The organism is Pseudomonas extremorientalis, assembly GCF_024584605.1.
GTDB lineage: Bacteria > Pseudomonadota > Gammaproteobacteria > Pseudomonadales > Pseudomonadaceae > Aquipseudomonas > Aquipseudomonas extremorientalis.
Genome location: NZ_CP089519.1, coordinates 2,011,035 through 2,033,307 on the forward strand (window position 1 = coordinate 2,011,035; position 22,273 = coordinate 2,033,307).

A 22,273-nucleotide genomic window follows, 5' to 3' on the forward strand; every position below is an offset into this window, starting at 1 on the left:
GGGCTGTTCCTTCGACAACCGGACCGTGCCATGAAAGCCAAGGCAGATGCGCCCTTCGTACCCCTGAATATCGCTGTATTGACCGTCAGCGACACCCGCACCCTCGACACCGATACCTCCGGCCAAGTCTTTGTCGACCGCCTCACCGCTGCCGGGCATAACCTGGCCGAACGCGTGCTGCTCAAGGACGACCTCTACAAGATCCGCGCCCAGGTTGCCCACTGGATCGCCGAAGACGTGGTGCAAGTCGTGCTGATCACCGGCGGCACCGGCTTTACCGGCCGTGACAGCACCCCCGAAGCCGTGAGCTGCCTGCTGGACAAGCAGGTCGATGGTTTTGGCGAACTGTTCCGCCAGATCTCCGTGGCGGACATCGGCACCTCTACGGTGCAGTCCCGCGCCCTGGCGGGGCTGGCCAATGGCACCCTGGTGTGCTGCCTGCCAGGTTCCACCAATGCGGTGCGCACCGGCTGGGACGGTATCCTCGCCGAGCAATTGGACAACCGTCACCGTCCGTGCAACTTCGTCCCGCACCTGAAACAGGCCGAGCCTTGTGAATCCCGTGGGTAAGCCGGGCAAGACCGGCGCCCTGATGCCGGTGGAAGACGCGTTGGCGCAACTGCTGGCCATGGCCGAAGCCGCACCGATCCGCGAGCAGGAAACCTTGCCCCTTGCGCACTGCGACGGGCGTGTATTGGCCCTGGACCTGGTCTCCACGCTCGACCTGCCACCCTGGCCGAACAGCGCCATGGACGGCTATGCCGTGCGTCTGTCGGACTGGACCGGCGAGCCCCTGGTGGTCAGTCAGCGCATCTTCGCAGGCCAGGCGCCGCAACCCTTGGCTGCGGGCACCTGCGCGCGCATCTTTACCGGCGCCCCGGTACCCGAAGGCGCCGACTGCGTGGAGATGCAGGAAAACGCCGTGGTCCATGCCGACGAGCGCGTGAGCTTCACCGAACCCCTGCACCTCGACCAGAACATCCGTCCACAAGGCCAGGAAACCACTGCAGGCGAGCTGGTTTTGTCGGCAGGTACGCGCCTGGGTCCGATTGAACTCGGACTTGCCGCCTCCCTGGGTCGTGACCGCCTGGACCTGGTGTGCCGCCCGCGTGTGGCGGTGCTGTCCACCGGTGATGAGCTGATCGAGCCGGGCTTGCCACTGGGGCCGGGCCAGATCTACAACAGCAATCGGCGGGTGCTGTGCTCGTGGTTGACCCGTATTGGCTGCGAAGTGATCGACGCCGGTATTCTGCCCGACGACCTTGAGCAAACCCGTACGCGCCTGGGCGACCTGGACAGTGTCGACCTGATCCTGTCGACCGGCGGCGTGTCGGTGGGCGAGGCGGATTTCCTCGGCATTGCCCTGCGCGAAGAGGGCGAACTGGCCCTGTGGAAACTGGCGATCAAACCGGGCAAGCCGCTGACGTTCGGGCATTTTCGTGGCGTGCCGGTGATCGGCCTGCCAGGCAATCCGGCGTCGACGCTGGTGACCTTTGCGCTGTTGGCCCGGCCTTATCTGCTGCGCCGCCAAGGTGTGCAGGATGTCGAACCGTTGCGTTTCGAAGTGCCGGTGGGCTTCACCTGGCCTAAACCTGGCAACCGCCGCGAGTACCTGCGTGGTCGCATCGAACAGGGCAAGGCGATCATCTACCGCAACCAGAGCTCCGGTGTACTGCGCAGCGCGGCGTGGGCGGAGGGGTTTGTCGAGGTGTTGGAAGGCACGACGCTGGCTATCGGCGATCGGGCCAACTTCATTCCGTTGAGTGAGGTATTTGGCTGACACACAATTCACCGGTGGCGGGGGCACAGTCAAGATAAGTCCTATGAGCCATCCAGAACGGGCAGGTTAATTTTCTGAGTCTTGGTTACTGGAGGCCTGACGATGACTATTCAACCTGCTACTTCCGTTCCTGGCGTGGCGGCACCTGCTCGCGCCGAACCCGGCTTGCCCGCTGCAGCGTCAATCAATTCAAGCACTGCACGTGGGGTTTTGAATCAACTGATCGGCAGGCCGCTTTCCGAAAATACTTATCGGGAGCGGCTTGCCTGCATGATCGCCGATCCGAGTATTACCTCCTGGCAGGCGCTGACGCGTGATCCTGGGCAGTTGCAACGATTGCAGGACAATGAACGGCTGCGGTGGGCCGACCCGGCTGCGGCTGACGAAACCTTGCCGACACTGGCACAGGCTCTGGGCAAGAAAAATGTCTGGCTGCCTGAGGTGGACAGCCTCAATGCCAACATCCTGAAGAACCTGACCGCACAGGTGGCAGAAAAATACCTGACGCAATTCCAGTCCATTCTTCAAGACCCGGCACCTGCCTTGTCGCAGGATGTCTCGATAGTTCGGGGTGCGCCATCAGCGGGTAAAACCACCTTTCTCACCGGCCAGTTCGCGCTCAACACCGATATTGTCAAGAACATGATCCAAAACCGTATGCCCGGCACGAGCATGTTGCAGGTGCATGACCAGGGCGCGGCGTTGGTTCAGCAGTTCATTAGCTCCATGGAAAAGCGCCTGGGGCAGCCACTGACGCGGGATGCGTTGTACCTGTGGCCAAACGATTTCAACCAGAAAATAGCCGATATCGCACGCTTGAGCCAGGAATCCAAGTTGCATTTCCACGATATCCAGGTGGACCTCGCGACTTTGTGCTGTCGGATTCTCAAGCGCGGCACCGATGAGGCGGTGATGGACTTCAATGTCCTGAGCCAGTTTTTCAGTGCGGGTCTGGAGCATCGTGGCCCGAGTATCGAGTCGGTCAAGAACAGTCAGGACAGGCTTAAGGAGTATTCACTGTCGGCCTGGAACGGTCAGCAGAATGTGCTCGTTGCTCAACGCGCACCCGGTGCCAAGGATTTTGTGATCAAGGATCAAGCCCTGTTCGATAAGGTCACTGCCCGGGATAGCCGTTCCATACAGGCAGAGGTAGAGAGTGTTCGCAACACCGTGATTGACGCGCCGTTCATCGAGGCCTTCACCGCGCCACTTCCGCCTGCGCAGGCGAGTGCGTTTGGTGCGGCATTGCGGCAGTATGAAGGGCTGACGTTCGAGCAGGCGTTGAAACAACACGCTCAGCGCAAGCCGGTTGCCACCTCGGTAGCGGCCCGCATGTTGGCCGGTGTGGTGCCGGGCTGATTCAGTAGTCATCCCCGCGTTCGGTCACGTCGCGCTCTACCGGTGCGGTGTGCGGGTCATACCCCACCGGAAACTTGCCCTTCAACGTCCAGGCAAACGCAATGATCTCGGCAATCGTGCGGTACAGCTCCTCGGGAATACTGTCGCCCAGCTCCATCCGTGCCAGCAGCTTGACCAGTTCGGCGTTTTCGTAGATCGGTACTTCATTTTCCCGCGCCAGCTTCAGGATGGCTTCGGCCAGGGCGTCATCGCCCTTGGCCGTCAGCGTAGGTGCCTGCTGGCCGTCGTATTTGAGGGCAATCGCCTGGCGCGGCGGTGTTGGGTTCTTCATGCGGTTTCATCCACCCAGCGTTGTTCCAGTCCGGTTTTCGGCCCGCGCGGTGGGGTGCCGAGGTGGCAGTCGAGGTCGCCGACGTTGATGCCCGAGGTCACCAGGCGTTCGCGCAGGGTGCCCAGGTGGCTTTCGATCAGGCTGGCGGTGAAGGGGCGGGAGGCCCACAGCTGGCTGGAGAGTTTGCCCTGGCTCAATTGTGCCTGGACCTGCAATGGCCCGAGCGGCTCCATGTCGAAAGCCAGTTCGACGCGCCAGAGCATCTGCTTGGCGTCCTTCTTCTCCTTGCGTTCGGGCTGGTCCTTGTCCGGTGCCGGTTCTTCGCGCTGGAACTTGACCTGCAACGGCACGATGTCTTGCAACGTGCGCATGGGGATTTCCAGTTGCCAAGTGGTTTGCAAGCGGCCGTCGGCAGTCGTGCCGGTCTGTTCCAGGCTCGACAGCTGATGGCTTTGCAGGCGTGAGATGGCTCCGGCGGCCAGGCGCAGCAGGTTTTCCAGGTCGCCTTCGCCTTCCAGTTTCGCCATCAACCGTTCGGGCAGCGGGAAGCTGGCAGGTATCTGGCGGGCGCTGACTTGGCCGAGGGTATTCAAAGGGCTGCGCACGAAGTTGGGCAGTGCCTGGGCCAGGGTGTTGGCGGCGAGGATCGCTGTCATGTTGGTGCTGGCGGGCAGGGCGGGCAACAGGTCCGCGACCAGGCGCAGCAACGCACCCTTCATGTCCAACGGCGGAATTTGCGGGTTCTGCCCGGCGAGCAGCTTGGCTTCAAGGAAGGCGCCGCTGTTCTGGATGACTTGCGCCAGTACCTTGGGGTTACTGACCTGCGCCAGGTCCGGCAGTGCGGCCAGCAGGCGGTCGGCGGCGGCGCGCAGGTCGGCGGAAGTACTGTCGCCGCGTGGCAGGTTTTGCAGGGCGGTGAGGACTGCATCCAGCGAGCCCTGGCGACTCTGTTGGGTCGACAGTTGCTGGCTGACGGCCAGTTGATCCTTGAGCCCGCTCAGCGGCACAAAGCTCAGGGTCTGCGCGTTCTGCACCACGGCGCTGAGCAGGCTGCCGACGCGCAGGGGCTGAGGGCTTTCCACGGTCAGGGTCGCGCCCGCCAGGGCGTTGTTGAGCACAGTGACCAGCGAGCGGTAGATCGCCGGCTGCGCCGTGCCCTGGGGCAGCATCTGGGTGGTCAGCACCTTGGCCTGCAACAGCGTGCCTACCGGCATCTGGTTTGTGTCAATGCGGGTGAGGGCGGCGACATTGGCGCTCAAGGCCTGCTGCAGGCTGAGGGTCAGGTTGCCCGCAGTCGTCTGGCTCACTGCCACATTGCTGCCCAGCGGCAGTGGTTGGGGACTGCTGGCCTGTACCAGGGTCTGGCGGCCGCCTTCCAGGGTCAATTTGAGCAGCAACTGGAAGGCTTCCCCGCCTTGTTTCAGGGCGATGACTTCAGCGTTCGCGGTTTTGCCAGGGTCGATCAGGCCGATCTGCGGCTCCAGCAGTTTCAGCAACTCGCCGGCCGCGGGTGCGGGGCCAGGCCCGGCTGTCGGGGCGGGTGCAAGCGTAGGAAGGTTGATCTCACCGGTCATCGCGCGCGTCGTCTCTGGGGAAATTGCCCTCTTTAGAGTAGGGCATCACATGTATAATGCCGCCCGTCTGCAACGAGAGCGGTAAAAACCTCACAACTATTTGATCCAGCTCTCTAAAATCGGTCGCCAAAGCCGTTATTGTGCATTTCTCTTTAACGGCCGCTGCACCGCCGACTTGAACCGTAAAGGCCCGCGATCTTTTGACCAGCCCTCTTCTTGAAGCCGTAGCGCTTGCCTGTGAACGCGACCTGCGCCTGCTGTTCGAGCACCTCGAACTGCGGCTCAAGGGCGGCGACATGGTGCAGATCAGCGGCCCCAACGGCAGCGGCAAGACCAGTTTGCTGCGCCTGCTGGCCGGGCTGATGCAGCCGACCGCCGGTGAGGTTCGACTCAACGGCAAGCCCCTCAACGAACAACGCAGCGAACTTGCCCGCAACCTGGTGTGGATCGGCCACGCCGCCGGCATCAAGGACGTACTGACCGCCGAGGAAAACCTCAGTTGGCTCAGCGCCCTGCATCATCCCGCTTCCCGCGATGCCATCTGGCAGGCCCTGGCCGCTGTCGGCCTCAAGGGTTTCGAAGACGTTCCCTGTCACACCTTGTCCGCCGGCCAGCAGCGCCGCGTGGCCCTGGCGCGTTTGTATCTGCCCGGCCCGCCGCTGTGGATTCTCGACGAACCCTTCACCGCCCTCGATAAACAGGGCGTCGCCCAGTTGGAAGAGCACCTGGCCCGGCATTGCGAGCAGGGCGGTCTGGTCGTTCTCACCACTCATCACACCCTCAATCGCGTGCCCGCCGGTTATCGTGACTTGGACCTGGGGCGGTGGTCGCTATGAGCGTATTCGGCCTGTTGGTTGCCCGCGAAGCACGCTTGCTCTGCCGTCGCCCGGCCGAACTGGCCAACCCGCTGGTGTTCTTTGCGATTGTCATCGCGCTGTTCCCGCTGGCGGTTGGCCCCGAGACTAAACTGTTGCAAAACTTGTCCCCAGGACTGGTGTGGGTGGCCGCGCTTTTATCGGTCCTGCTCTCGCTGGACGGGCTGTTTCGCAGTGATTTCGAAGACGGTTCCCTGGAACAGTGGGTCCTTTCGTCGCACCCCCTGCCACTTCTGGTTCTGGCCAAGGTACTGGCACACTGGGCTTTTTCCGGCCTCGCGCTAGTCTTGCTCTCGCCGCTGCTGGCGATGATGCTCGGGTTGCCCACCGAATGCCTGCCGATCCTGCTGCTGAGCCTGTTGCTCGGTACGCCGGTGCTCAGCCTGTTGGGCGCGGTAGGCGCGGCATTGACCGTGGGTTTGAAGCGGGGCGGCCTGCTGCTGGCCCTGTTGATTCTGCCTTTGTACATCCCGGTATTGATCCTGGGCAGCGGTGCCTTGCAAGCCGCGCTCATGGGCATGCCAGCGACCGGTTACCTGTTGTGGCTGGGTAGCCTGACCGCCCTGGCGGTCACCCTGACACCCTTTGCTATAGCGGCCGGCCTGAAGATCAGCGTCGGCGAATAATGAGGTCTGGTTAAGCGTTGTCTTAACCAGTAAAGACCCTAAGCTTTTCGCAACGACGAAAAGCAACCGTGATGGAAACAGCAATGAACTGGACCTGGTTTCACAAGCTCGGCTCGCCCAAATGGTTCTATGGCATCAGCGGCAAGCTGTTGCCGTGGTTGAGCGTAGCTGCCGTGTTGCTGATCGGCATCGGCCTGGTCTGGGGTCTGGCCTTCGCGCCGCCGGACTACCAGCAAGGCAACAGCTTTCGCATCATTTATATCCACGTACCTGCCGCGATGCTGGCCCAGTCCTGCTACGTGATGCTGGCGGTGTGCGGCATTGTCGGCCTGGTGTGGAAGATGAAACTGGCGGATGTGGCCCTGCAATGCGCCGCGCCCATCGGCGCCTGGATGACCGCCGTGGCGCTGGTCACCGGCGCGATCTGGGGCAAGCCCACCTGGGGCTCGTGGTGGGTGTGGGATGCGCGACTAACGTCCATGTTGATCCTGCTGTTCCTGTACTTCGGTCTGATTGCCCTGGGCAACGCGATCAGCAATCGTGACAGCGCCGCAAAGGCTTGCGCGGTGCTGGCGATTGTCGGCGTGATCAACATCCCGATCATCAAATACTCGGTGGAGTGGTGGAACACCCTGCACCAGGGCGCCACCTTCACCCTCACCGAAAAACCGGCGATGCCCGTGGAAATGTGGGCGCCGCTGCTGCTGATGGTGCTGGGGTTCTACTGCTTCTTCGGCGCCGTGCTGCTGCTGCGCATGCGCCTCGAAGTGCTCAAGCGTGAAGCCCGTACCAGTTGGGTCAAGGCCGAAGTGCAAAGCAGCCTGGGAGCGCGTGGATGAGTTTTGCTTCTTTCAGCGAGTTTCTCGCCATGGGCCATCACGGCCTGTACGTCTGGACCGCCTATGGCATCTGCCTGGCGGTGCTGGCCCTCAACGTCGCCGCGCCGATCCTGGCCCGCAAGCGTTACCTGCAACAAGAGGCGCGTCGTTTGCGCCGGGAGACCGAAAAGTGAATCCGCTGCGTAGAAAGCGTCTGTTGATCATCCTTGCCATCCTGGTGGGCGTCGGCATTGCCGTGGGCCTTGCCTTGAGCGCCTTGCAACAGAACATCAACCTGTTCTACACCCCGACTCAGATCGCCAACGGCGAAGCGCCGGTGGACACGCGGATTCGCGCCGGCGGCATGGTGGAGAAGGGCTCGCTGAAACGCTCTGCCGACTCCCTCGACGTCACCTTCGTGGTCACCGACTTCAACAAAGCCGTGACCATCACCTACCGCGGCATCCTCCCGGACCTGTTCCGTGAAGGCCAGGGCATTGTCGCCCTGGGCAAACTCAACGCTGACGGCGTGGTCGTGGCCGATGAAGTGCTGGCCAAGCACGATGAGAAATACATGCCGCCGGAAGTCACCAAGGCGTTGAAAGACAGCGGCCAGTCGGCTCCAACACCTGCCAAGGAGGGCTAAGCCATGACGTCCGCACTGTTTATTCCGGAGCTGGGCCAGTTGGCGATGATCCTCGCCCTGTGCTTTGCCATCGTCCAGGCCGTGGTGCCGTTGCTCGGTGCCTGGCGTGGCGACCGTTTGTGGATGAGCCTGGCGCAACCGGCGGCCTGGGGCCAGTTTGCTTTCCTGCTGTTCGCGTTTGGCTGCCTGACCTATGCCTTCATGACCGACGACTTTTCCGTCGCCTATGTGGCCAACAACTCCAACAGCGCGTTGCCCTGGTACTTCAAGTTCAGCGCCGTGTGGGGTGCCCACGAAGGCTCGCTGCTGCTGTGGGCGCTGATCCTCGGCGGCTGGACCTTTGCCGTGTCGGTGTTCTCGCGCCAACTGCCGCAAGTGATGCTGGCCCGGGTGCTGGCGGTGATGGGCATGATCAGCATCGGCTTCCTGTTGTTCCTGATCATGACCTCCAACCCGTTCAGCCGCATCCTGCCGCAGATCCCGGCGGACGGGCATGACCTCAACCCCTTGCTGCAAGACATCGGCCTGATCGTGCACCCGCCGATGCTCTACATGGGCTACGTGGGTTTCTCCGTGGCTTTTGCCTTCGCCATTGCCGCGTTGCTGGGTGGGCGCCTCGATGCGGCCTGGGCGCGCTGGTCTCGGCCCTGGACCATCGTCGCCTGGGCGTTCCTCGGGATCGGCATCACCCTGGGTTCGTGGTGGGCTTACTACGAACTCGGCTGGGGCGGTTGGTGGTTCTGGGACCCGGTGGAAAACGCCTCCTTCATGCCCTGGCTGGTGGGTACGGCGCTGATTCACTCGCTGGCCGTCACCGAGAAGCGTGGCGTGTTCAAGAGCTGGACCGTTTTGTTGGCCATCGCCGCGTTTTCCCTCAGCCTTCTCGGCACCTTCCTCGTGCGTTCGGGGGTGCTGACGTCGGTGCATGCGTTTGCGTCCGACCCGGAGCGCGGCGTGTTCATCCTGATCTTCCTGCTGTTTGTGGTCGGCGGCTCCCTGACCCTGTTCGCCCTGCGTGCCCCGGTGGTCAAGAGCCAGGTCGGCTTCAACCTGTGGTCGCGGGAAACCCTGCTGCTGGGCAATAACCTGGTGCTGGTGGTGGCCGCGTCGATGATCCTGCTCGGCACCTTGTATCCGCTGGTGCTGGATGCCCTGAGTGGCGCCAAATTGTCGGTCGGCCCGCCGTACTTCAACGCATTGTTCATCCCGTTGATGGGCCTGTTGATGGTGGTAATGGCGGTCGGCGTGCTGGTGCGCTGGAAAGACACCCCGGTCAAATGGCTGGCCGGCATGCTGATGCCGGTGCTGCTGGGCAGTGTGGCCCTGGCGGTGATCGCCGGGGTTGCCTACGGCGACTTCAACTGGGCGGTGCTCGCCACCTTCCTGCTCGCCGCCTGGGTGTTGCTGGCCGGCGTGCGCGATATCTTCGACAAAACCCGCCACAAAGGCCTGATCAAGGGCCTGCCAACCCTGACCCGCAGCTACTGGGGCATGCAGGTCGCCCACATCGGCATCGCCGTGTGCGCCCTCGGTGTGGTGCTGTCCAGCCAGAACAGTGCTGAACGCGACCTGCGCCTGGCGCCGGGCGAGTCCATGGACCTGGCCGGTTACCACTTCATCTTCGAAGGCGCCAGGCACTTCGAAGGGCCGAACTTCACCTCCGACAAAGGCACCGTGCGCGTCGTGCGCAACGGCAAGGAGGTGGCGGTGCTGCACCCGGAAAAACGCCTGTACACCGTGCAGAGCTCGATGATGACCGAAGCCGGGATCGACGCCGGTTTCACCCGTGACCTCTACGTCGCATTGGGTGAACCGCTGGGCGACGGCGCCTGGGCCGTGCGGGTGCATGTGAAGCCGTTTGTGCGCTGGATCTGGTTCGGCGGCTTGCTCACGGGCTTTGGTGGTTTGCTCGCCGCGCTGGACCGGCGTTATCGGGTCAAAGTGAAAAGCCGGGTGCGTGAAGCCCTCGGCCTGCAAGGAGCGGCGACATGAAGCGTTGGTTGATGGTGGTACCGCTGGCGATGTTTCTGGTGGTGGCGGTATTCCTGTATCGCGGGCTGTACCTGGACCCTGCCGAGCTGCCTTCGGCGATGATCGGCAAACAGTTCCCGGCGTTCAGCCTGCCGACCGTGCAGGGCGACAAGACCCTGACCCAGGCCGACCTGTTGGGCAAGCCGGCGCTTGTCAACGTGTGGGGCACCTGGTGCATCTCCTGCCGCGTCGAACACCCGGTGCTGAACAAGCTGGCCGAGAAGGGCGTGGTGATCTACGGCATCAACTACAAGGACGACAATGCCGCCGCCTTGAAATGGCTGGCGGAGTTCCATAACCCGTACCAGTTGGATATCCGCGATGAAGACGGCAACCTCGGTCTGAACCTCGGTGTTTACGGCGCTCCGGAAACCTTCTTTATCGATGCCAAGGGCGTGATCCGCGACAAGTACGTCGGCGTGATCGACGAGGTGGTCTGGCGCGAGCAACTGGCCGCCAAGTACCAGGCCCTGGTCGATGAGGCCAAGCCATGAAGCGTCTGTTAGCTGCTGCGGTCCTGGCGCTCGGATTGGCCGGTGTGGCCCACGCCGCCATCGACACCTACGAATTCGCCAACGACGCCGAGCGCGAGCGTTTCCGCGACCTGACCAAGGAACTGCGCTGCCCCAAGTGCCAGAACCAGGACATCGCCGACTCCAACGCGCCGATTGCCGCCGACCTGCGCAAAGAGATTTTCCGCATGCTGGGGGAGGGCAAGGACAACCAGCAGATCATCGATTTCATGGTCGACCGCTACGGTGATTTCGTGCGCTACAAACCGGCCCTCACCGGCAAGACCGCGCTGCTCTGGTTCGGCCCTGCCGGGCTGTTGCTGGCCGGCGTTGTGGTAATGGCGGTGATCGTGCGCCGCCGCCGCGCCGCGCCGACCGATGGTTCCGACGCGCTGTCCCTGGATGAGCGTAAACGCCTCGACCAATTGCTGGACACCAAGACTGATGATTGATTTCTGGCTCGCAGCCGGCCTGCTGCTTCTGATTGCCCTGAGTTTCCTGTTGATCCCTGTCCTGCGCGGCCGCCGTGCCCAGCGTGAAGAGGACCGCACCGCGCTGAACGTGGCGCTGTACCAGGAACGCGTCGCCGAGCTGCAAGTGCAGCAGGAGGAAGGCGTGTTGAATCCTGCGCAACTCGACACCGGCCGCGCCGAAGCTGCCCGCGAATTGCTGGCCGATACCGAAGGCGTGGAAAAGCCCCGTGAGTCGCGCCTGGGCAAGCCGCTGCCCTTGTTGGCGGCGTTTCTGGTGCCGGTCCTCGGCGTTGCCCTGTACTTGCACTATGGGGCCAGCGACAAGGTCGAACTGACCCGCGAATTCTCCCAGCCGCCGGTGTCCATGGAGGACATGACCCAGCGCCTGGAACGGGCCGCCGCTGCCCAGCCGGATTCGGCGGAAGGCCTGTACTTCCTCGGTCGCGCCTACATGGCCCAGGACCGCTCCGCCGATGCCGCGAAAGTCTTCGAGCGCACCGTGGCCCTGGCCGGGCGTCAACCGGAGTTGCTCGGCCAGTGGGCCCAGGCGCAGTACTTTGCCGACAACAAACAATGGTCGCCCAAGGTCCAGGCCCTGACCGACGAAGCCTTGAAGCTCGATCCGAAGGAAGTCACCAGCCTCGGCCTGCTGGGTATCGCTGCCTTTGAAGGTCAGCGTTATCAAGAGGCGATCGACTACTGGAATCGATTGCTGGCCCAACTGCCACCGCAAGACAACTCCCGCGCCGCCCTGCAAGGCGGTATCGACCGCGCGGCCGAGAAGCTCAAGGAAAGCGGCGGCACGGTTGCGCAGAAGGCCGTGATGAAAGTCCGCGTGGACCTGTCCGCCGAGGCGAAGGCCAAAGCCCTGCCCACCGACAGCGTGTTCATCTTCGCCCGCGCCGTCAGTGGCCCGCCGGCTCCCTTGGCGGCCAAGCGCGTCACTGTCGCCGAACTGCCGATCACCGTCGAACTGGGCGATGCCGACGCGATGATGCCGCAATTGAAACTGTCCAACTTCCCCGAAGTCCAACTGGTTGCGCGCATATCCCGGGCCGGTCAGCCGACCACTGGCGAGTGGATCGGCCGCAGCCAACCCTTGGCCAGCAGTACCACTGCCTTGCAGCAGCTGACCATCGACAGTCCGGACCAGTAAACCGAGGAAACGCCCATGACCGCATTTGCACGCATCACCCTGCTCAGCCTGGTATTGGGCCTGAGCGCTTGTGCGGTCCACCGCCCACCTCCGGCACCTACCGGCCCGACCATTCCACCGTCCCCGTCGACCCAACCGAGCACCAAACCGTCCGGCCCGGTGACCCCGCCGCCGAAGCCCGTGCCGACCAAGTCGCCGACGTTTGCGCCACCTCCGGGCGCCGCCAGCCACTGGGACGGCAAGATGCAGGTGTATGTACTGGACGACCAGCCCGACACCTTCTATCGCCAGCGCACGTATTACCGCTGGAGCAACGGCTGGAGCCGCTCGATCAGCCCGAACGGGCCGTGGGAAGACACCGACGTGCAGGGTGTGCCGCCGGGGTTGAGCAAGCAGTACGCGCAATGACAAAAGGCGACCTATTACACAGGTCGCCTTTTTTTTGCGCTTTGAAATCCGCTCTTTCAAACACTGGAGATCAAAGAAAGGTGGGAGGGGGCTTGCCCCCGATGGGAGTGTGCTTTCAGATTCAGGCGGCGAAGGGCTGCCAGACGCTGAACATGAAAGTGTCGAGGGGGGCGCCGAACGTGGTGCGCGACGCGTCGCACTCCGGTAATGTGACCGCCGCCGGCCTGGCGGCCGGGGGCTTGCTGGATATACTTAGCGGCAGGGCTGGAGGACCGTGGCGAGACTGCCCTCGGCCCGCGCGAAGACCGGGTCCAGGCCCGCCGCCGCGAAGGGGCGCCTGTAGCGCAATACGTATGACGACAAGCGAAGAGGGGGTTCTGATGGCAGGCAGGTTGATCTATCTCATCGGGCCTTCGGGCTCGGGCAAGGACAGCCTGCTGGATGCCGCACGCCCACGTTTGGCCGAGCGCGGCTGCCGCATTGTACGCCGCGTGATCACTCGCTCGCCGGAGTCGGTGGGCGAAGCGGCGCAAGGGGTGAGCCCGGAGCGGTTTGCGCAGATGCAGGCCGAGGGTGCGTTTGCCCTCAGTTGGCAGGCGAATGGCTTGTCCTACGGCATTCCCAGGGTGATTGACGACTGGCTGGCAGCGGGGGACGACGTACTGGTCAACGGCTCCCGTGCACACCTGGCGCAGACTCGCGAGCGCTATTCGACGTCGCTGGTGTTGCTGTTGACGGTGGACCAGGCCGTGTTGCGCCAACGCTTGATCGCACGGGGCCGTGAGGCGTTGGCGGATATCGAAGCGCGCCTGGCACGCAATGCGCGGTTCACCGCCGAGCTGATCGCCGGTAATGGCGCGGGGTTGTTCGTGCTGGATAACTCCGGGCCGCTGGACCACACGGTCGAGCGCCTGCTGTGTTGCCTCGACCACGGGCATTCGGCATGCGCTTGACCTCGCGCGGCACCGGCCCACGGATGGCGCTAGGTCATTAACCCTTCGACATAGTTGATAAACGCCTTGGCCTTGGCACTCGGCATTCGACCCGTCGGCAATACCGCCCAGAGATCCTTGGGAGGCAGTTCCCAATCGGTCAACACAGCTTTCACCTCCCCCCTGGCCAATTCCGGCGAGAACATCCATTCGGACGTCATCGCCAGGCCATGGTGGGCGAGTACGCCTGCGCGCAAGCCTTCCGACGAAGTGACGCGCAAGCGCCCACGGGCGGCTATCGCCTGTTCGTGCGGGCCTTGTTTGAACGACCAGAGCGGGCTTTCTCCGAGGCTGTAGATCACGGCCTGGTGGTTGAGGATATCCGCCGGGCTTTGTGGCTCGCCGAAACGTTCGAAGTAGGCCGGTGTACCGAACACCCGGCTCGGGCTTTGGCCAAGCCGGCGAGCAGTGAGGCCGGAATCGCTCAGGTTGCCGATACGCAGGGCAACGTCGATGCCGTCTTCAACCAGGTTGAGGAGGCGGTCGTCAAGCAACACGTCGATGTTCAGGCCGGGGTGTTGGTCCAGGAACGGTCCCAGGTTAGGAATGATCCGCATACGGGAGAACGTCACGCCGGCGCTGACCCGCAGGTTGCCCGTCAAGCCAGCGCCTGCGCCACGGGCGGCCTCGTCAGCTTCGTCGGCTTCGAAAATGGCGCTCTTGGCTTTCTCGAAAAATGCCAGGCCTGCCTCGGTAGGGGTCAGGCCCCTGGTCGAGCGCAGTAACAACCGCACGGCCAGGCGGCCCTCCAACTGCGCGATGCTTTTGGAGACGGCGGGCTGGCCTACGCCCAGTCGTTTGGCGGCGGCCGAGAAGGAGCCGGTCTCGACGACGTGAACGAAGGTTTCCATGGCAGTGAGACGGTCCATCGGATGTTCCTGTTGACTGGGCGGCGCTCAAGCCTAAGGCGCTGGGCTAGCGGTGTCATGCGTTTCCCGTGGTGAGCCGTTGAGTTTTCAATATTCGGTAAAACAGCCGTCAGTCAGACATGCGCATTTTGTGCTTGAGTAAAGATAACTCTAGAGTTACTTTTATTCGGGCCAAGCCAAGGAGGCTGGGGTGCAAAGCAGGCTATTGATCAAGGAACTGCAAGACGCGGGTTGGGTATTGGATCGGGTAACGGGCAGTCATCACATTTTTATCCATCGTTATAGCCTGTACACAATCCCGGTACCCCACCCCAAGAAGGACCTGCCACTGGGCACCCTCAGAAGCATCAGGAAACGCGCCGGGCTGTTTGATTTTTAAGGAGAGCATTCATGCAATACCCAATCTATATCGAATGGGGCGATGACTTCACCGCCACCGGTATCCAGATCCCCGATATCCCCGGTGCAGTCACCGCCGGGGACAGTTTTGAAGAGGCCTACAACGCGGCCGTGGAAGTTGCGCACATCATGCTGCAAGAGATCGCCGCAGAAGGTGGGACGATTCCGATGCCAACGTCGGTCGCCCGTTATCATGCCCATGAGGACTACGCCGGGATGGGCTGGGGCATGTTGGAGTTGGACGTCACGCCCTACCTGGGTAAGACCGAGAAGGTCAATGTGACCCTGCCCGGTTATGTCATCCAGCGCATCGACCGCTATGTGCGGGAGCACAAGGTCAAAAGCCGCTCGTCATTCCTGGCGGACGCAGCGTTGGAAAAATTGGTGCGATCCTAGGGCGATCAGGCGGTGTCAGGGAGGGGGCGCGTGCGTTGTCGGATGAGCACGGTTTTTCTGCCCGCCTTTTTTCAGGCATGTTTGAGTGAGTTTCCTCATGTTTGAAATTAAGATTTTGATTAAGTTAAGGGGGTGTTTTACAAGATTTTTTCCTTGAAAAATCAACTTCATAGTGTTGTTGGTATTTCGGAGAAGATCGGTTGTTAAGTGATTTTTTGTGTTTTCTTTGCAGGGGTGTTTATTAAGTATCGTTGAAAATAACTCGCGCTGGTGAAGGTGTCGTTAATTTGAGAATTTAATCGCCTGCCAATGGACTGGTCAGCGTTGGTATTTCTCATGCATGGACGAATGGCTGTTCACTGTTCAGAGTATTCATGGTTATGCACTTTCCTGTCCGACAAACTTCACTGCAACCCCCTGTTCACCCGTCGCATTCCCTTTTGTCAGTGTTTGATAACGACGCCTTGCACTGGACAAGCAACAAGAGATCGTTTAGCACCGCGCAGGCGGCCAAACATATCACTCGAGGTAACTTCAAGTTTCATGATCGAGATCGAGACAATAAAGTCGTGGTGGGCTTTAGTTTTTCCGGCGCCTTTACTGCGGCCCAGAAAGAGCACGCCAGGCGGGCATTGAAGGCTTATGCCGATGTCGCCAACATTTCCTTTGTTGAAAACAGTGCCCAGGTAGATGGCTCTATTGTCATCCGAGGCGTGCCAGGCTCCTGGTCGGGCAGCGCAGGTTTTCCCAACCAATACCAATCGAGCGTAACGGCGAATGTGGGAACGGCAGGCGCGGGCGCCAATCCTGAAGTGGGCAGTCATTTTCTGTCCTTGTTGGCCCATGAGTTGGGGCACACCTTGGGCCTGCAACATCCGGGCGCTTACGACGGCGGTGGCACTTACGAGGCCAATGCCGATTATGCGCAGGATACGAAGGCCCGCAGTGTCATGAGCTATTGGTCGGAGCGCAAACAGCCGGGGCATGACTTCAACGAACGACAACCCGCAGCCCCCATGATGGACGATATCGCGGCGCTCCAGCGCTCGTACGGGGCGAATAAGCGCACCCGTGCCACCGACACCGTGTATGGGTTCAACTCCAATGCCAATCGTGCGCACTACAGCCTCAGGAGCGACCGCGACAAACCCGTCTTCTGCGTCTGGGATGGCGGAGGCGAGGACACCCTGGATTTTTCCGGCTTTGCCAATAAACAAAACATCAACCTCAATGCCGAGGCGTTTTCCGATGTGGGAGGGCTGCGGGGGAATGTGTCGATCGCCAAGGGGGTAGTCGTTGAGAACGCTATTGGGGGCTCCAACAGTGATGTGTTGACGGGTAACAGCGCCAATAACCGCTTGAAGGGGGCTGGCGGCAGCGACACGCTCCGTGGTGGCGCGGGCGCCGACACGTTTGTATACGACCGCGCCAGCGAGTCAACACCGCAGGCCCCCGATGTTATTCAGGATTTCACCAGCGGCAGCGACAAAATCGACGTCGCCGGTGTTCTGCGCGAGGCGGGGCTCACGTCGCTGAACTTCACGGATAGCTTCAGCGGGCGTGCCGGCGACGCGGTGCTCAGTCACGACACCACAACCGGGCGCTCCACACTGGCCGTGGATACCCAGGGGGATGGCACGGCAGACCTGTTGATCAGCGGCCATGGCCAAATCAAACAGGAGGATGTGATCTGGAGCGGAAAGGGGGAGGCCGCACCCGTTACGCCCGATCAAACGGCTGACCCCACGCCGGAACCGGACTCGGATCCCGTGTCTGACTCAACTTCAGAGCCTGATCCGCTGCCAACGCCTAGGCCTGCACCCTGGTTTGGATCGCGGGTGGGCAAACAGATAGTTTCAGGGATCTCTCACGTCGCGAACTGGATATTTGGATGGTTCAGGTGAACGCTTGGGGGCCGTTGTCAGTTGCAAGTATTTTCGAACGTCAGGTGATGTGTGAGTTTTTATCAGTTTGTTTATAACGAATGTTCGGTGTTTCAATTGGTATGGTTCAAGTGCTTGTTTGGCGTATTTTCCTATGCGAATTTATTCGTGTATTCATGGTTTGCTTGTTTGCAAATAATTTATGTGGATATTAATTGTTGTTTCATTTTTTAAAAGCCTAGCGAGTTGCTCATGAAACTATCAAGCGTTCCGCCTGTTGCGCACAGTGGCAGGATTGTTAATGGTGACACTTTAACAACAGGTGGCCACCCCAATTCATACACGACCGATCAAGCTGCGAAACATCTCGTGCGAGGAGATTTCAAATGGCGAGATCGTAATGACGACAAAAAAATAGACCTGTCGTATACCTTGGACTCTCGATTCACCCCTCACCAGAAATTGCGCATCAGGGAGGCGCTTCGGTCTTGGGCGGAGGTGACCAACCTCTTGTTCAAGGAAAATGCCAAGGGGACTGATGCCTCCCTCCGTATCTCAGCCATACCGGGATATGCCGGCGGAGTAGCGAGCCTGCCCAATGACTGGTCGATCGGTACGGTCGACATCGGCATTGAGGGGGCTGATGGAAAGCTGGAACACGGGACTTTGTTTGATAAGGTAGCAGTCCATGAACTTGGCCATTCCATCGGTCTTCGGCATCCCCACGGAGAAGGCCCGGGGTACCGGGAGGACTCAACCGCCTACACCGCCATGAGCTACCACGATTCATCCTTTGGCGATGATCCTTACAACGGCAAAAAAATCGCGGCCCCCATGATGCACGATATCGCTGCGGCGCAGAGGTTGTACGGGGCGAACACCCAAACCCGAAAAACCAACACGGTCTACGGCTTCAATTCCAACACCGGTCGAGATTTCTACAGCCTGAAGACCGCCGAGGACAAACCTGTTTTTTGCGTCTGGGACGCAGGTGGAACGGATACCCTGGACTTTTCCGGTTTTCGCCAGAAACAGAAAATCAATCTTAATGCTGAGTCCTTTTCGGATGTTGGCGGCCTGAAAAACAACGTCTCCATTGCCAAGGGCGTCACGCTGGAAAATGCGGTGGGTGGTTCCAGTGATGACAGCCTGATCGGTAATCAGGTCGGCAACCGCCTCAAGGGCGGTGGCGGGGCGGACAAGCTCGAGGGCGGCGGCGGTGCGGATACGTTTGTCTATGACAGCATCGCAGACTCCACGCCTGAGTCCCCTGATTTGATCGTGGATTTTGCCAGCGGTACTGACAGAGTCGACATCTCCACGCTATTGAAGCGCGCTGCTGTGAAGGTCCTCTACATTGTTGACCGATTCAGTGGGCGTGCGGGCGAGGCGGTATTGACCCACAACGCCAGCAACGGGCAGGGACGCCTGGCGCTTGACCTGACAGGTAATGGGAAGCCTGATTTTCTGGTGAACTGTAACGGGAAAATCCACTACAAGGATTTGATGGTCAACCCTGAACCTCCCACCTCAATTGAACCAGAGCCCGATTTGACGACAGCTCCGGAACCAGAGCCCACCCCGCCGAGGACTAAAAGAGCGAACACAGCAAACGAGCAGAGGGGCGGTAAAACGTACACGTACGGTTCGGCTTCCGAATCGAACTGTCGCAAGGTCGACACTTTGAAGGATTTCACCAGTGGTAAGGATAAAATTGATTTATCCAGGATGCTTGAAAAGGCGGGTGTTTCGCTGACACAGGTAGACAGGTTCACGGGAAGGGCCGGTGAGGCATTCATCATGAAATCAGACAGTGATGGTCTGTACTGGGTAGCCGTTGACCTGGACGGGGACAGATGCAGTGATTTTGTCGTCAATAGCCCTAACGTGATAAGCGCCGCAGACGTGGTAGGTATGAAGGTGAACCAGGCCTACGATCGGCAGTTATCCCGACGTAACTGATGGTGTTGCAAAAGGCGCGTCGCCGTTTGAAACGGCATCCAGTCAAAGCCGTCCGTCATTGCTGGCGGACGGCTTTGGCATAGCGAGACAAGCGCCTCAGGCAGTGGCCACCGAGGCCTCACGGGAAACGCTCAGGAACCGTAATAATGCGATCAAGGGGAACGCACTGCCCACCAGCATCACGCCCAACCAGCCGCCGTGTTCATACACGCCGCTGGCAATCGCCGAACCGAACGCGCCGCCGATGAAGATGCTGGTCATGTACAGCGCGTTCAGGCGGCTGCGGCTGTTGGCGTCGAGGGCGTAGATGGCACGCTGGCCGAGCACCATGTTCATCTGCACGCAGAAGTCCAGGACCACGCCAGTCACGGCCAGGCCGATCACGCTGTACAGCGGGTGCACGAAGGCCGGCAGGAAGCTCAACGCGGCGAACAACATGGCCAGCAGCGAAGCGCGATGGGTGTGACCGGCATCGGCCAGGCGACCAGCGATGGGTGCGGCTATGGCACCCAGTGCGCCGACCAGGGCGAACAGGGCGATCTCGCTCTGGCTCAGGCCATAGTTACGCGCCAGTTCCAGTGGGGCGGCGGTCCAGAACAGGCTGAAGGTGGCAAACATGCAGCCCTGGTAGAACGCCCGTTGACGCAGCACCGGTTGCTCACGCAGCAAGGTGCCGAGGGAGCGCAGCAGTTGACCATAGCTGGCAGAGTGATCCGGCTGACGCTTGGGAATGGTCAGCATCAACACCACACTGATAAACGCCATCAGCGCCGCCGCCGCCATGAACATCGCCCGCCAGCCGAAGTGGTCCGCGACCACGCTGGACACCGGCCGCGCCAGCAGGATGCCCAGCAACAGGCCACCCATGATGCTGCCGACCACACGGCCCCGGGATTCGGCGGGCGCCAGGTGCGCGGCCAGCGGAATCAGGATCTGCACCGACACCGAACTGAAGCCGATCAGCAGCGACACCAGCAGGAACAGGTTCGGCTGCTCGGTGACCGCTGCGCCCAGCAGGCTGGCGATAGCGATCACGGTAGTGGCGATCATCAGCTTGCGGTTTTCCAGCAGGTCGCCCAGGGGCACCAGGAAAAACAGCCCCAGGGCGTAGCCGATTTGCGTCAGTGAAACGATCAGGCTGGCCATGGCCGGCGTAAGGCCGATGTCCGGCGCGATCAGCTCGATGATGGGTTGCGCGTAGTAGATGTTGGCAACGATGGCGCCGCAGCAAAACGCAAACAGCATCACCATGCTCCGGGTCATGGTGCTTGTAGCGTGGGAAGTAGCGTTCATGGTGTTCTCATAAAAGCGAAGGAAGTGGGGCGAGCCTAAAGACAACACCGTAGCCCGGGTAGGCCGCTGGCAGTGATAACACTCATGCCCGGTAATGATGAGTGAATCGTTAACTTTCTGCGCGAAGGCTGATGATACATTCAGGCACCACTGCTGAAACAGGAAATCCATTGCAATGAAGATCACGTTGAACAAGATGCTCCTGGCTTCCACGCTGGCCGCCGCCATGGCCGTGGGCCTGGCCCATGCTGCCGAGACGCCTCGCGTGGGCGTACGCGGCGCCATTACGGCGATGGACGGCGATGCGATGCACGTCAAGGTCAACAGCGGCGAAGAGGTGGTCGTGCACTTGACCAAAGACACCCAGGTGCGCGCGGTCACCCTGGCCAAAATCGATGAGATCAAGCCGGGCAGCTACATCGGCTCGGCCGCGATGCCCAACGACGATGGCAGCCTTACCGCGCTGGAAGTGCACGTGTTCCCGCCAGCCATGGCCGGCACCGGCGACGGGCATCGCGCATTTGATTTGAAGGAAGGCAGCAGCATGACCAACGGCACCGTCGGCGACCTGGTAGTGAGCAACGGGCGCACGCTGACGGTGAAATACAAAGGCGGCGAGCAGAAGATCGTGGTGCCGGAAGATGTGCCGATCGTCAACCTGGAGCCGGGTGACCGCAGCCTGCTCAAGCCGGGCGTGAAGGTGGTGCTGTTTGCCGCGCAGGGCGCGGATGGCACGATCACGGCCCAGGCGATCTCCGCCGGTAAGGATGGCGTGACACCACCGATGTAACGGCCAGACACAGAGCCAAATGTGGGAGGGGGCTTGCCCCTCCCACATTTATCAATTACTGGCCGCTGTAGATCTGGTCGAACACTCCACCATCATTGAAGTGGGTCTTCTGCACCGTGCGCCAGTCACCAAAGGTCTTCTCCACCGACAGGAAGTCGACTTTCGGGAACCGGTCGGTGTACTTGGCCAGTACCTTCGGATCACGCGGGCGCAGGTAGTTGTTGGCCGCGATTTCCTGGCCTTCCGGCGACCACAGGTACTTCAGGTAGTCTTCGGCCGCCACGCGGGTGCCTTTCTTCTCGACCACTTTGTCGACCACCGACACCGGCGGCTCGGCTTCGGCGGAGACGCTTGGGTAAATCACTTCGAACTGATCACGGCCGAATTCGCGGGCGATCATTTCCGCTTCGTTCTCGAAGGTCACCAGCACGTCGCCGATCTGGTTGGTCATGAAGGTGGTGGTGGCGGCACGGCCACCGGTGTCCAGTACCGGGGCTTGCTTGAACAGCTTGCCGACAAAGGCCTTGGCCTTGTTTTCGTCACCGCCGTTCTTCAGCACATAACCCCAGGCCGACAGGTAGGTGTAGCGGCCGTTACCCGAGGTTTTCGGGTTGGGCACGATCACTTGAACGCCATCTTTCAACAGGTCCGGCCAGTCTTTCAGGGCTTTGGGGTTGCCTTTGCGCACGATGAAAACGGTGGCCGAGGTGAACGGCGCGCTGTTGTTCGGCAGGCGGGTGACCCAGTTGTCCGGCACCAATTTGCCGTTGTCCACCAGGGCGTTGATGTCGGTGGCCATGTTCATGGTGATCACATCGGCCGGCAGGCCGTCGATGACCGAGCGTGCTTGCTTGCTGGAGCCACCGAAGGACATCTGCAGCGTCAGCTTGTCGTTCGGGTGCTCGGCTTCCCAGTGTTTCTGGAAGGCAGCGTTGTAGTCCTTGTAGAAGTCGCGCATCACGTCGTAGGAGACGTTGAGCAGTGTGACCGGGGCAGCCTGGACGGCGCCCGCCAGGGCAAGGCCGGCGGCCAGAAGGGAGGCGCTAAGGAGTTTTTTCACTGCTCATTCCTTGTTGTTCGAGAAGGTTGCTGATTGAGTA

At 61.1% G+C, this 22,273-nt stretch carries 24 protein-coding genes; 19 read left to right on the top strand and 5 right to left on the bottom strand.

Annotation, left to right across the window (positions count from 1 at the left end; translation table 11 throughout):
* Window positions 1–30: 30 nt before the first annotated feature.
* From moaB to LUU92_RS09100, 3 genes are all read left to right on the top strand, one after another.
* Window positions 31–570: a molybdenum cofactor biosynthesis protein B gene (moaB, locus tag LUU92_RS09090; RefSeq protein WP_056857153.1), complete on the top strand. Its 540-nt coding sequence runs from the start codon at window positions 31–33 to the stop codon at window positions 568–570.
* Window positions 554–1,780: a molybdopterin molybdotransferase MoeA gene (locus LUU92_RS09095; protein ID WP_257103486.1), complete on the top strand. Its 1,227-nt coding sequence runs from the start codon at window positions 554–556 to the stop codon at window positions 1,778–1,780. The genes moaB and LUU92_RS09095 overlap by 17 nt, the downstream gene beginning before the upstream one ends.
* A 102-nt stretch (window positions 1,781–1,882) precedes the next feature.
* Window positions 1,883–3,139 carry a hypothetical protein gene (locus LUU92_RS09100; RefSeq protein WP_222541313.1) on the top strand — a complete coding sequence of 419 codons (1,257 nt, stop codon included), beginning with the start codon at window positions 1,883–1,885 and terminating at the stop codon, window positions 3,137–3,139.
* 1 nt (window position 3,140) lies between these two features.
* Here LUU92_RS09100 and LUU92_RS09105 read toward each other — a convergent pair whose 3' ends face one another.
* Together LUU92_RS09105 and fliK are read right to left on the bottom strand one after the other, a co-directional pair.
* On the bottom strand, window positions 3,141–3,470 hold the full coding sequence (locus LUU92_RS09105; RefSeq protein WP_257103487.1) for an EscU/YscU/HrcU family type III secretion system export apparatus switch protein: 330 nt from the start codon (window positions 3,468–3,470) through the stop codon (window positions 3,141–3,143).
* Window positions 3,467–5,044, bottom strand: a complete 1,578-nt coding sequence (fliK, locus tag LUU92_RS09110; RefSeq protein WP_257103488.1) for a flagellar hook-length control protein FliK — start codon at window positions 5,042–5,044, stop codon at window positions 3,467–3,469. Before fliK ends, LUU92_RS09105 begins: the two co-directional genes overlap by 4 nt.
* Before the next feature lie 200 nt (window positions 5,045–5,244).
* On the opposite strand from fliK, the gene ccmA reads away from it, so the two are divergent.
* The 11 genes from ccmA to phnN all read left to right on the top strand — a co-directional run bounded on the left by ccmA (window position 5,245) and on the right by phnN (window position 13,542).
* On the top strand, window positions 5,245–5,880 hold the full coding sequence (gene ccmA / locus LUU92_RS09115; protein WP_092247756.1) for a cytochrome c biogenesis heme-transporting ATPase CcmA: 636 nt from the start codon (window positions 5,245–5,247) through the stop codon (window positions 5,878–5,880).
* Window positions 5,877–6,545 carry a heme exporter protein CcmB gene (gene ccmB / locus LUU92_RS09120; RefSeq protein ID WP_257103489.1) on the top strand — a complete coding sequence of 223 codons (669 nt, stop codon included), beginning with the start codon at window positions 5,877–5,879 and terminating at the stop codon, window positions 6,543–6,545. Before ccmA ends, ccmB begins: the two co-directional genes overlap by 4 nt.
* A gap of 83 nt (window positions 6,546–6,628) precedes the next feature.
* Entirely contained in the window at window positions 6,629–7,384 is a 756-nt protein-coding gene (locus LUU92_RS09125) for a heme ABC transporter permease (protein WP_071488491.1), read from the top strand.
* Entirely contained in the window at window positions 7,381–7,557 is a 177-nt protein-coding gene (gene ccmD / locus LUU92_RS09130; protein ID WP_061435869.1) for a heme exporter protein CcmD, read from the top strand. The genes LUU92_RS09125 and ccmD overlap by 4 nt, the downstream gene beginning before the upstream one ends.
* On the top strand, window positions 7,554–8,009 hold the full coding sequence (ccmE, locus tag LUU92_RS09135) for a cytochrome c maturation protein CcmE (RefSeq protein WP_092247762.1): 456 nt from the start codon (window positions 7,554–7,556) through the stop codon (window positions 8,007–8,009). Before ccmD ends, ccmE begins: the two co-directional genes overlap by 4 nt.
* Before the next feature lie 3 nt (window positions 8,010–8,012).
* The gene (locus LUU92_RS09140; RefSeq protein WP_257103490.1) at window positions 8,013–10,001 is read left to right on the top strand and encodes a heme lyase CcmF/NrfE family subunit; all 1,989 of its coding nucleotides are present in this window, start codon (window positions 8,013–8,015) and stop codon (window positions 9,999–10,001) included.
* A complete protein-coding gene (locus LUU92_RS09145; protein WP_071488488.1) occupies window positions 9,998–10,534 on the top strand; it encodes a DsbE family thiol:disulfide interchange protein in 537 nt (178 codons plus the stop codon). Before LUU92_RS09140 ends, LUU92_RS09145 begins: the two co-directional genes overlap by 4 nt.
* Window positions 10,531–11,004 carry a cytochrome c-type biogenesis protein gene (locus tag LUU92_RS09150; RefSeq protein WP_071488487.1) on the top strand — a complete coding sequence of 158 codons (474 nt, stop codon included), beginning with the start codon at window positions 10,531–10,533 and terminating at the stop codon, window positions 11,002–11,004. Before LUU92_RS09145 ends, LUU92_RS09150 begins: the two co-directional genes overlap by 4 nt.
* Window positions 10,997–12,181, top strand: coding sequence for a c-type cytochrome biogenesis protein CcmI (ccmI, locus tag LUU92_RS09155; protein WP_071488486.1), 1,185 nt, complete (start codon window positions 10,997–10,999; stop codon window positions 12,179–12,181). The genes LUU92_RS09150 and ccmI overlap by 8 nt, the downstream gene beginning before the upstream one ends.
* A gap of 15 nt (window positions 12,182–12,196) precedes the next feature.
* Window positions 12,197–12,589 (top strand): hypothetical protein, encoded by a 393-nt coding sequence (locus tag LUU92_RS09160; protein WP_071488485.1) that lies wholly within the window; start codon window positions 12,197–12,199, stop codon window positions 12,587–12,589.
* 380 nt (window positions 12,590–12,969) lie between these two features.
* Entirely contained in the window at window positions 12,970–13,542 is a 573-nt protein-coding gene (phnN, locus tag LUU92_RS09165; RefSeq protein WP_257103491.1) for a phosphonate metabolism protein/1,5-bisphosphokinase (PRPP-forming) PhnN, read from the top strand.
* 29 nt (window positions 13,543–13,571) lie between these two features.
* Here the strand turns inward: phnN and LUU92_RS09170 are convergent, their stop codons facing one another.
* On the bottom strand, window positions 13,572–14,450 hold the full coding sequence (locus LUU92_RS09170) for a LysR family transcriptional regulator (protein ID WP_071488483.1): 879 nt from the start codon (window positions 14,448–14,450) through the stop codon (window positions 13,572–13,574).
* A 190-nt stretch (window positions 14,451–14,640) separates the two neighbouring features.
* On the opposite strand from LUU92_RS09170, the gene LUU92_RS09175 reads away from it, so the two are divergent.
* The 4 genes from LUU92_RS09175 to LUU92_RS09190 all read left to right on the top strand — a co-directional run bounded on the left by LUU92_RS09175 (window position 14,641) and on the right by LUU92_RS09190 (window position 19,090).
* Complete coding sequence (locus LUU92_RS09175) at window positions 14,641–14,829, top strand: type II toxin-antitoxin system HicA family toxin (protein WP_222541321.1); 189 nt, start codon at window positions 14,641–14,643, stop codon at window positions 14,827–14,829.
* Between the two features lie 11 nt (window positions 14,830–14,840).
* The gene (locus LUU92_RS09180; protein WP_257103492.1) at window positions 14,841–15,245 is read left to right on the top strand and encodes a type II toxin-antitoxin system HicB family antitoxin; all 405 of its coding nucleotides are present in this window, start codon (window positions 14,841–14,843) and stop codon (window positions 15,243–15,245) included.
* Between the two features lie 374 nt (window positions 15,246–15,619).
* Window positions 15,620–17,149 carry a M57 family metalloprotease gene (locus LUU92_RS09185; RefSeq protein ID WP_257103493.1) on the top strand — a complete coding sequence of 510 codons (1,530 nt, stop codon included), beginning with the start codon at window positions 15,620–15,622 and terminating at the stop codon, window positions 17,147–17,149.
* 231 nt (window positions 17,150–17,380) lie between these two features.
* Window positions 17,381–19,090: a M10 family metallopeptidase C-terminal domain-containing protein gene (locus tag LUU92_RS09190; RefSeq protein WP_257103494.1), complete on the top strand. Its 1,710-nt coding sequence runs from the start codon at window positions 17,381–17,383 to the stop codon at window positions 19,088–19,090.
* 96 nt (window positions 19,091–19,186) lie between these two features.
* Here the strand turns inward: LUU92_RS09190 and LUU92_RS09195 are convergent, their stop codons facing one another.
* A complete protein-coding gene (locus LUU92_RS09195) occupies window positions 19,187–20,383 on the bottom strand; it encodes an MFS transporter (RefSeq protein WP_257103495.1) in 1,197 nt (398 codons plus the stop codon).
* A gap of 175 nt (window positions 20,384–20,558) precedes the next feature.
* On the opposite strand from LUU92_RS09195, the gene LUU92_RS09200 reads away from it, so the two are divergent.
* A complete protein-coding gene (locus LUU92_RS09200; protein ID WP_071488478.1) occupies window positions 20,559–21,173 on the top strand; it encodes a DUF5666 domain-containing protein in 615 nt (204 codons plus the stop codon).
* 55 nt (window positions 21,174–21,228) lie between these two features.
* Here the strand turns inward: LUU92_RS09200 and LUU92_RS09205 are convergent, their stop codons facing one another.
* On the bottom strand, window positions 21,229–22,233 hold the full coding sequence (locus LUU92_RS09205) for a sulfate ABC transporter substrate-binding protein (RefSeq protein WP_071488477.1): 1,005 nt from the start codon (window positions 22,231–22,233) through the stop codon (window positions 21,229–21,231).
* Window positions 22,234–22,273 lie beyond the last annotated feature (40 nt).

Coding starts and splice junctions, on each gene's coding strand:
- fliK (WP_257103488.1), bottom strand. CDS start 5,044: ATGACCGGTGAGATCAACCTTCCTACGCTTGCACCCGCCCCGACAGCC.
- LUU92_RS09160 (WP_071488485.1), top strand. CDS start 12,197: ATGACCGCATTTGCACGCATCACCCTGCTCAGCCTGGTATTGGGCCTG.
- phnN (WP_257103491.1), top strand. CDS start 12,970: ATGGCAGGCAGGTTGATCTATCTCATCGGGCCTTCGGGCTCGGGCAAG.
- ccmI (WP_071488486.1), top strand. CDS start 10,997: ATGATTGATTTCTGGCTCGCAGCCGGCCTGCTGCTTCTGATTGCCCTG.
- LUU92_RS09105 (WP_257103487.1), bottom strand. CDS start 3,470: ATGAAGAACCCAACACCGCCGCGCCAGGCGATTGCCCTCAAATACGAC.
- LUU92_RS09195 (WP_257103495.1), bottom strand. CDS start 20,383: ATGAACGCTACTTCCCACGCTACAAGCACCATGACCCGGAGCATGGTG.
- LUU92_RS09145 (WP_071488488.1), top strand. CDS start 9,998: ATGAAGCGTTGGTTGATGGTGGTACCGCTGGCGATGTTTCTGGTGGTG.
- LUU92_RS09180 (WP_257103492.1), top strand. CDS start 14,841: ATGCAATACCCAATCTATATCGAATGGGGCGATGACTTCACCGCCACC.
- LUU92_RS09200 (WP_071488478.1), top strand. CDS start 20,559: ATGAAGATCACGTTGAACAAGATGCTCCTGGCTTCCACGCTGGCCGCC.
- LUU92_RS09190 (WP_257103494.1), top strand. CDS start 17,381: ATGAAACTATCAAGCGTTCCGCCTGTTGCGCACAGTGGCAGGATTGTT.
- LUU92_RS09170 (WP_071488483.1), bottom strand. CDS start 14,450: ATGGACCGTCTCACTGCCATGGAAACCTTCGTTCACGTCGTCGAGACC.
- LUU92_RS09185 (WP_257103493.1), top strand. CDS start 15,620: ATGGTTATGCACTTTCCTGTCCGACAAACTTCACTGCAACCCCCTGTT.
- ccmB (WP_257103489.1), top strand. CDS start 5,877: ATGAGCGTATTCGGCCTGTTGGTTGCCCGCGAAGCACGCTTGCTCTGC.
- LUU92_RS09125 (WP_071488491.1), top strand. CDS start 6,629: ATGAACTGGACCTGGTTTCACAAGCTCGGCTCGCCCAAATGGTTCTAT.
- LUU92_RS09140 (WP_257103490.1), top strand. CDS start 8,013: ATGACGTCCGCACTGTTTATTCCGGAGCTGGGCCAGTTGGCGATGATC.
- ccmD (WP_061435869.1), top strand. CDS start 7,381: ATGAGTTTTGCTTCTTTCAGCGAGTTTCTCGCCATGGGCCATCACGGC.
- LUU92_RS09100 (WP_222541313.1), top strand. CDS start 1,883: ATGACTATTCAACCTGCTACTTCCGTTCCTGGCGTGGCGGCACCTGCT.
- LUU92_RS09150 (WP_071488487.1), top strand. CDS start 10,531: ATGAAGCGTCTGTTAGCTGCTGCGGTCCTGGCGCTCGGATTGGCCGGT.
- moaB (WP_056857153.1), top strand. CDS start 31: ATGAAAGCCAAGGCAGATGCGCCCTTCGTACCCCTGAATATCGCTGTA.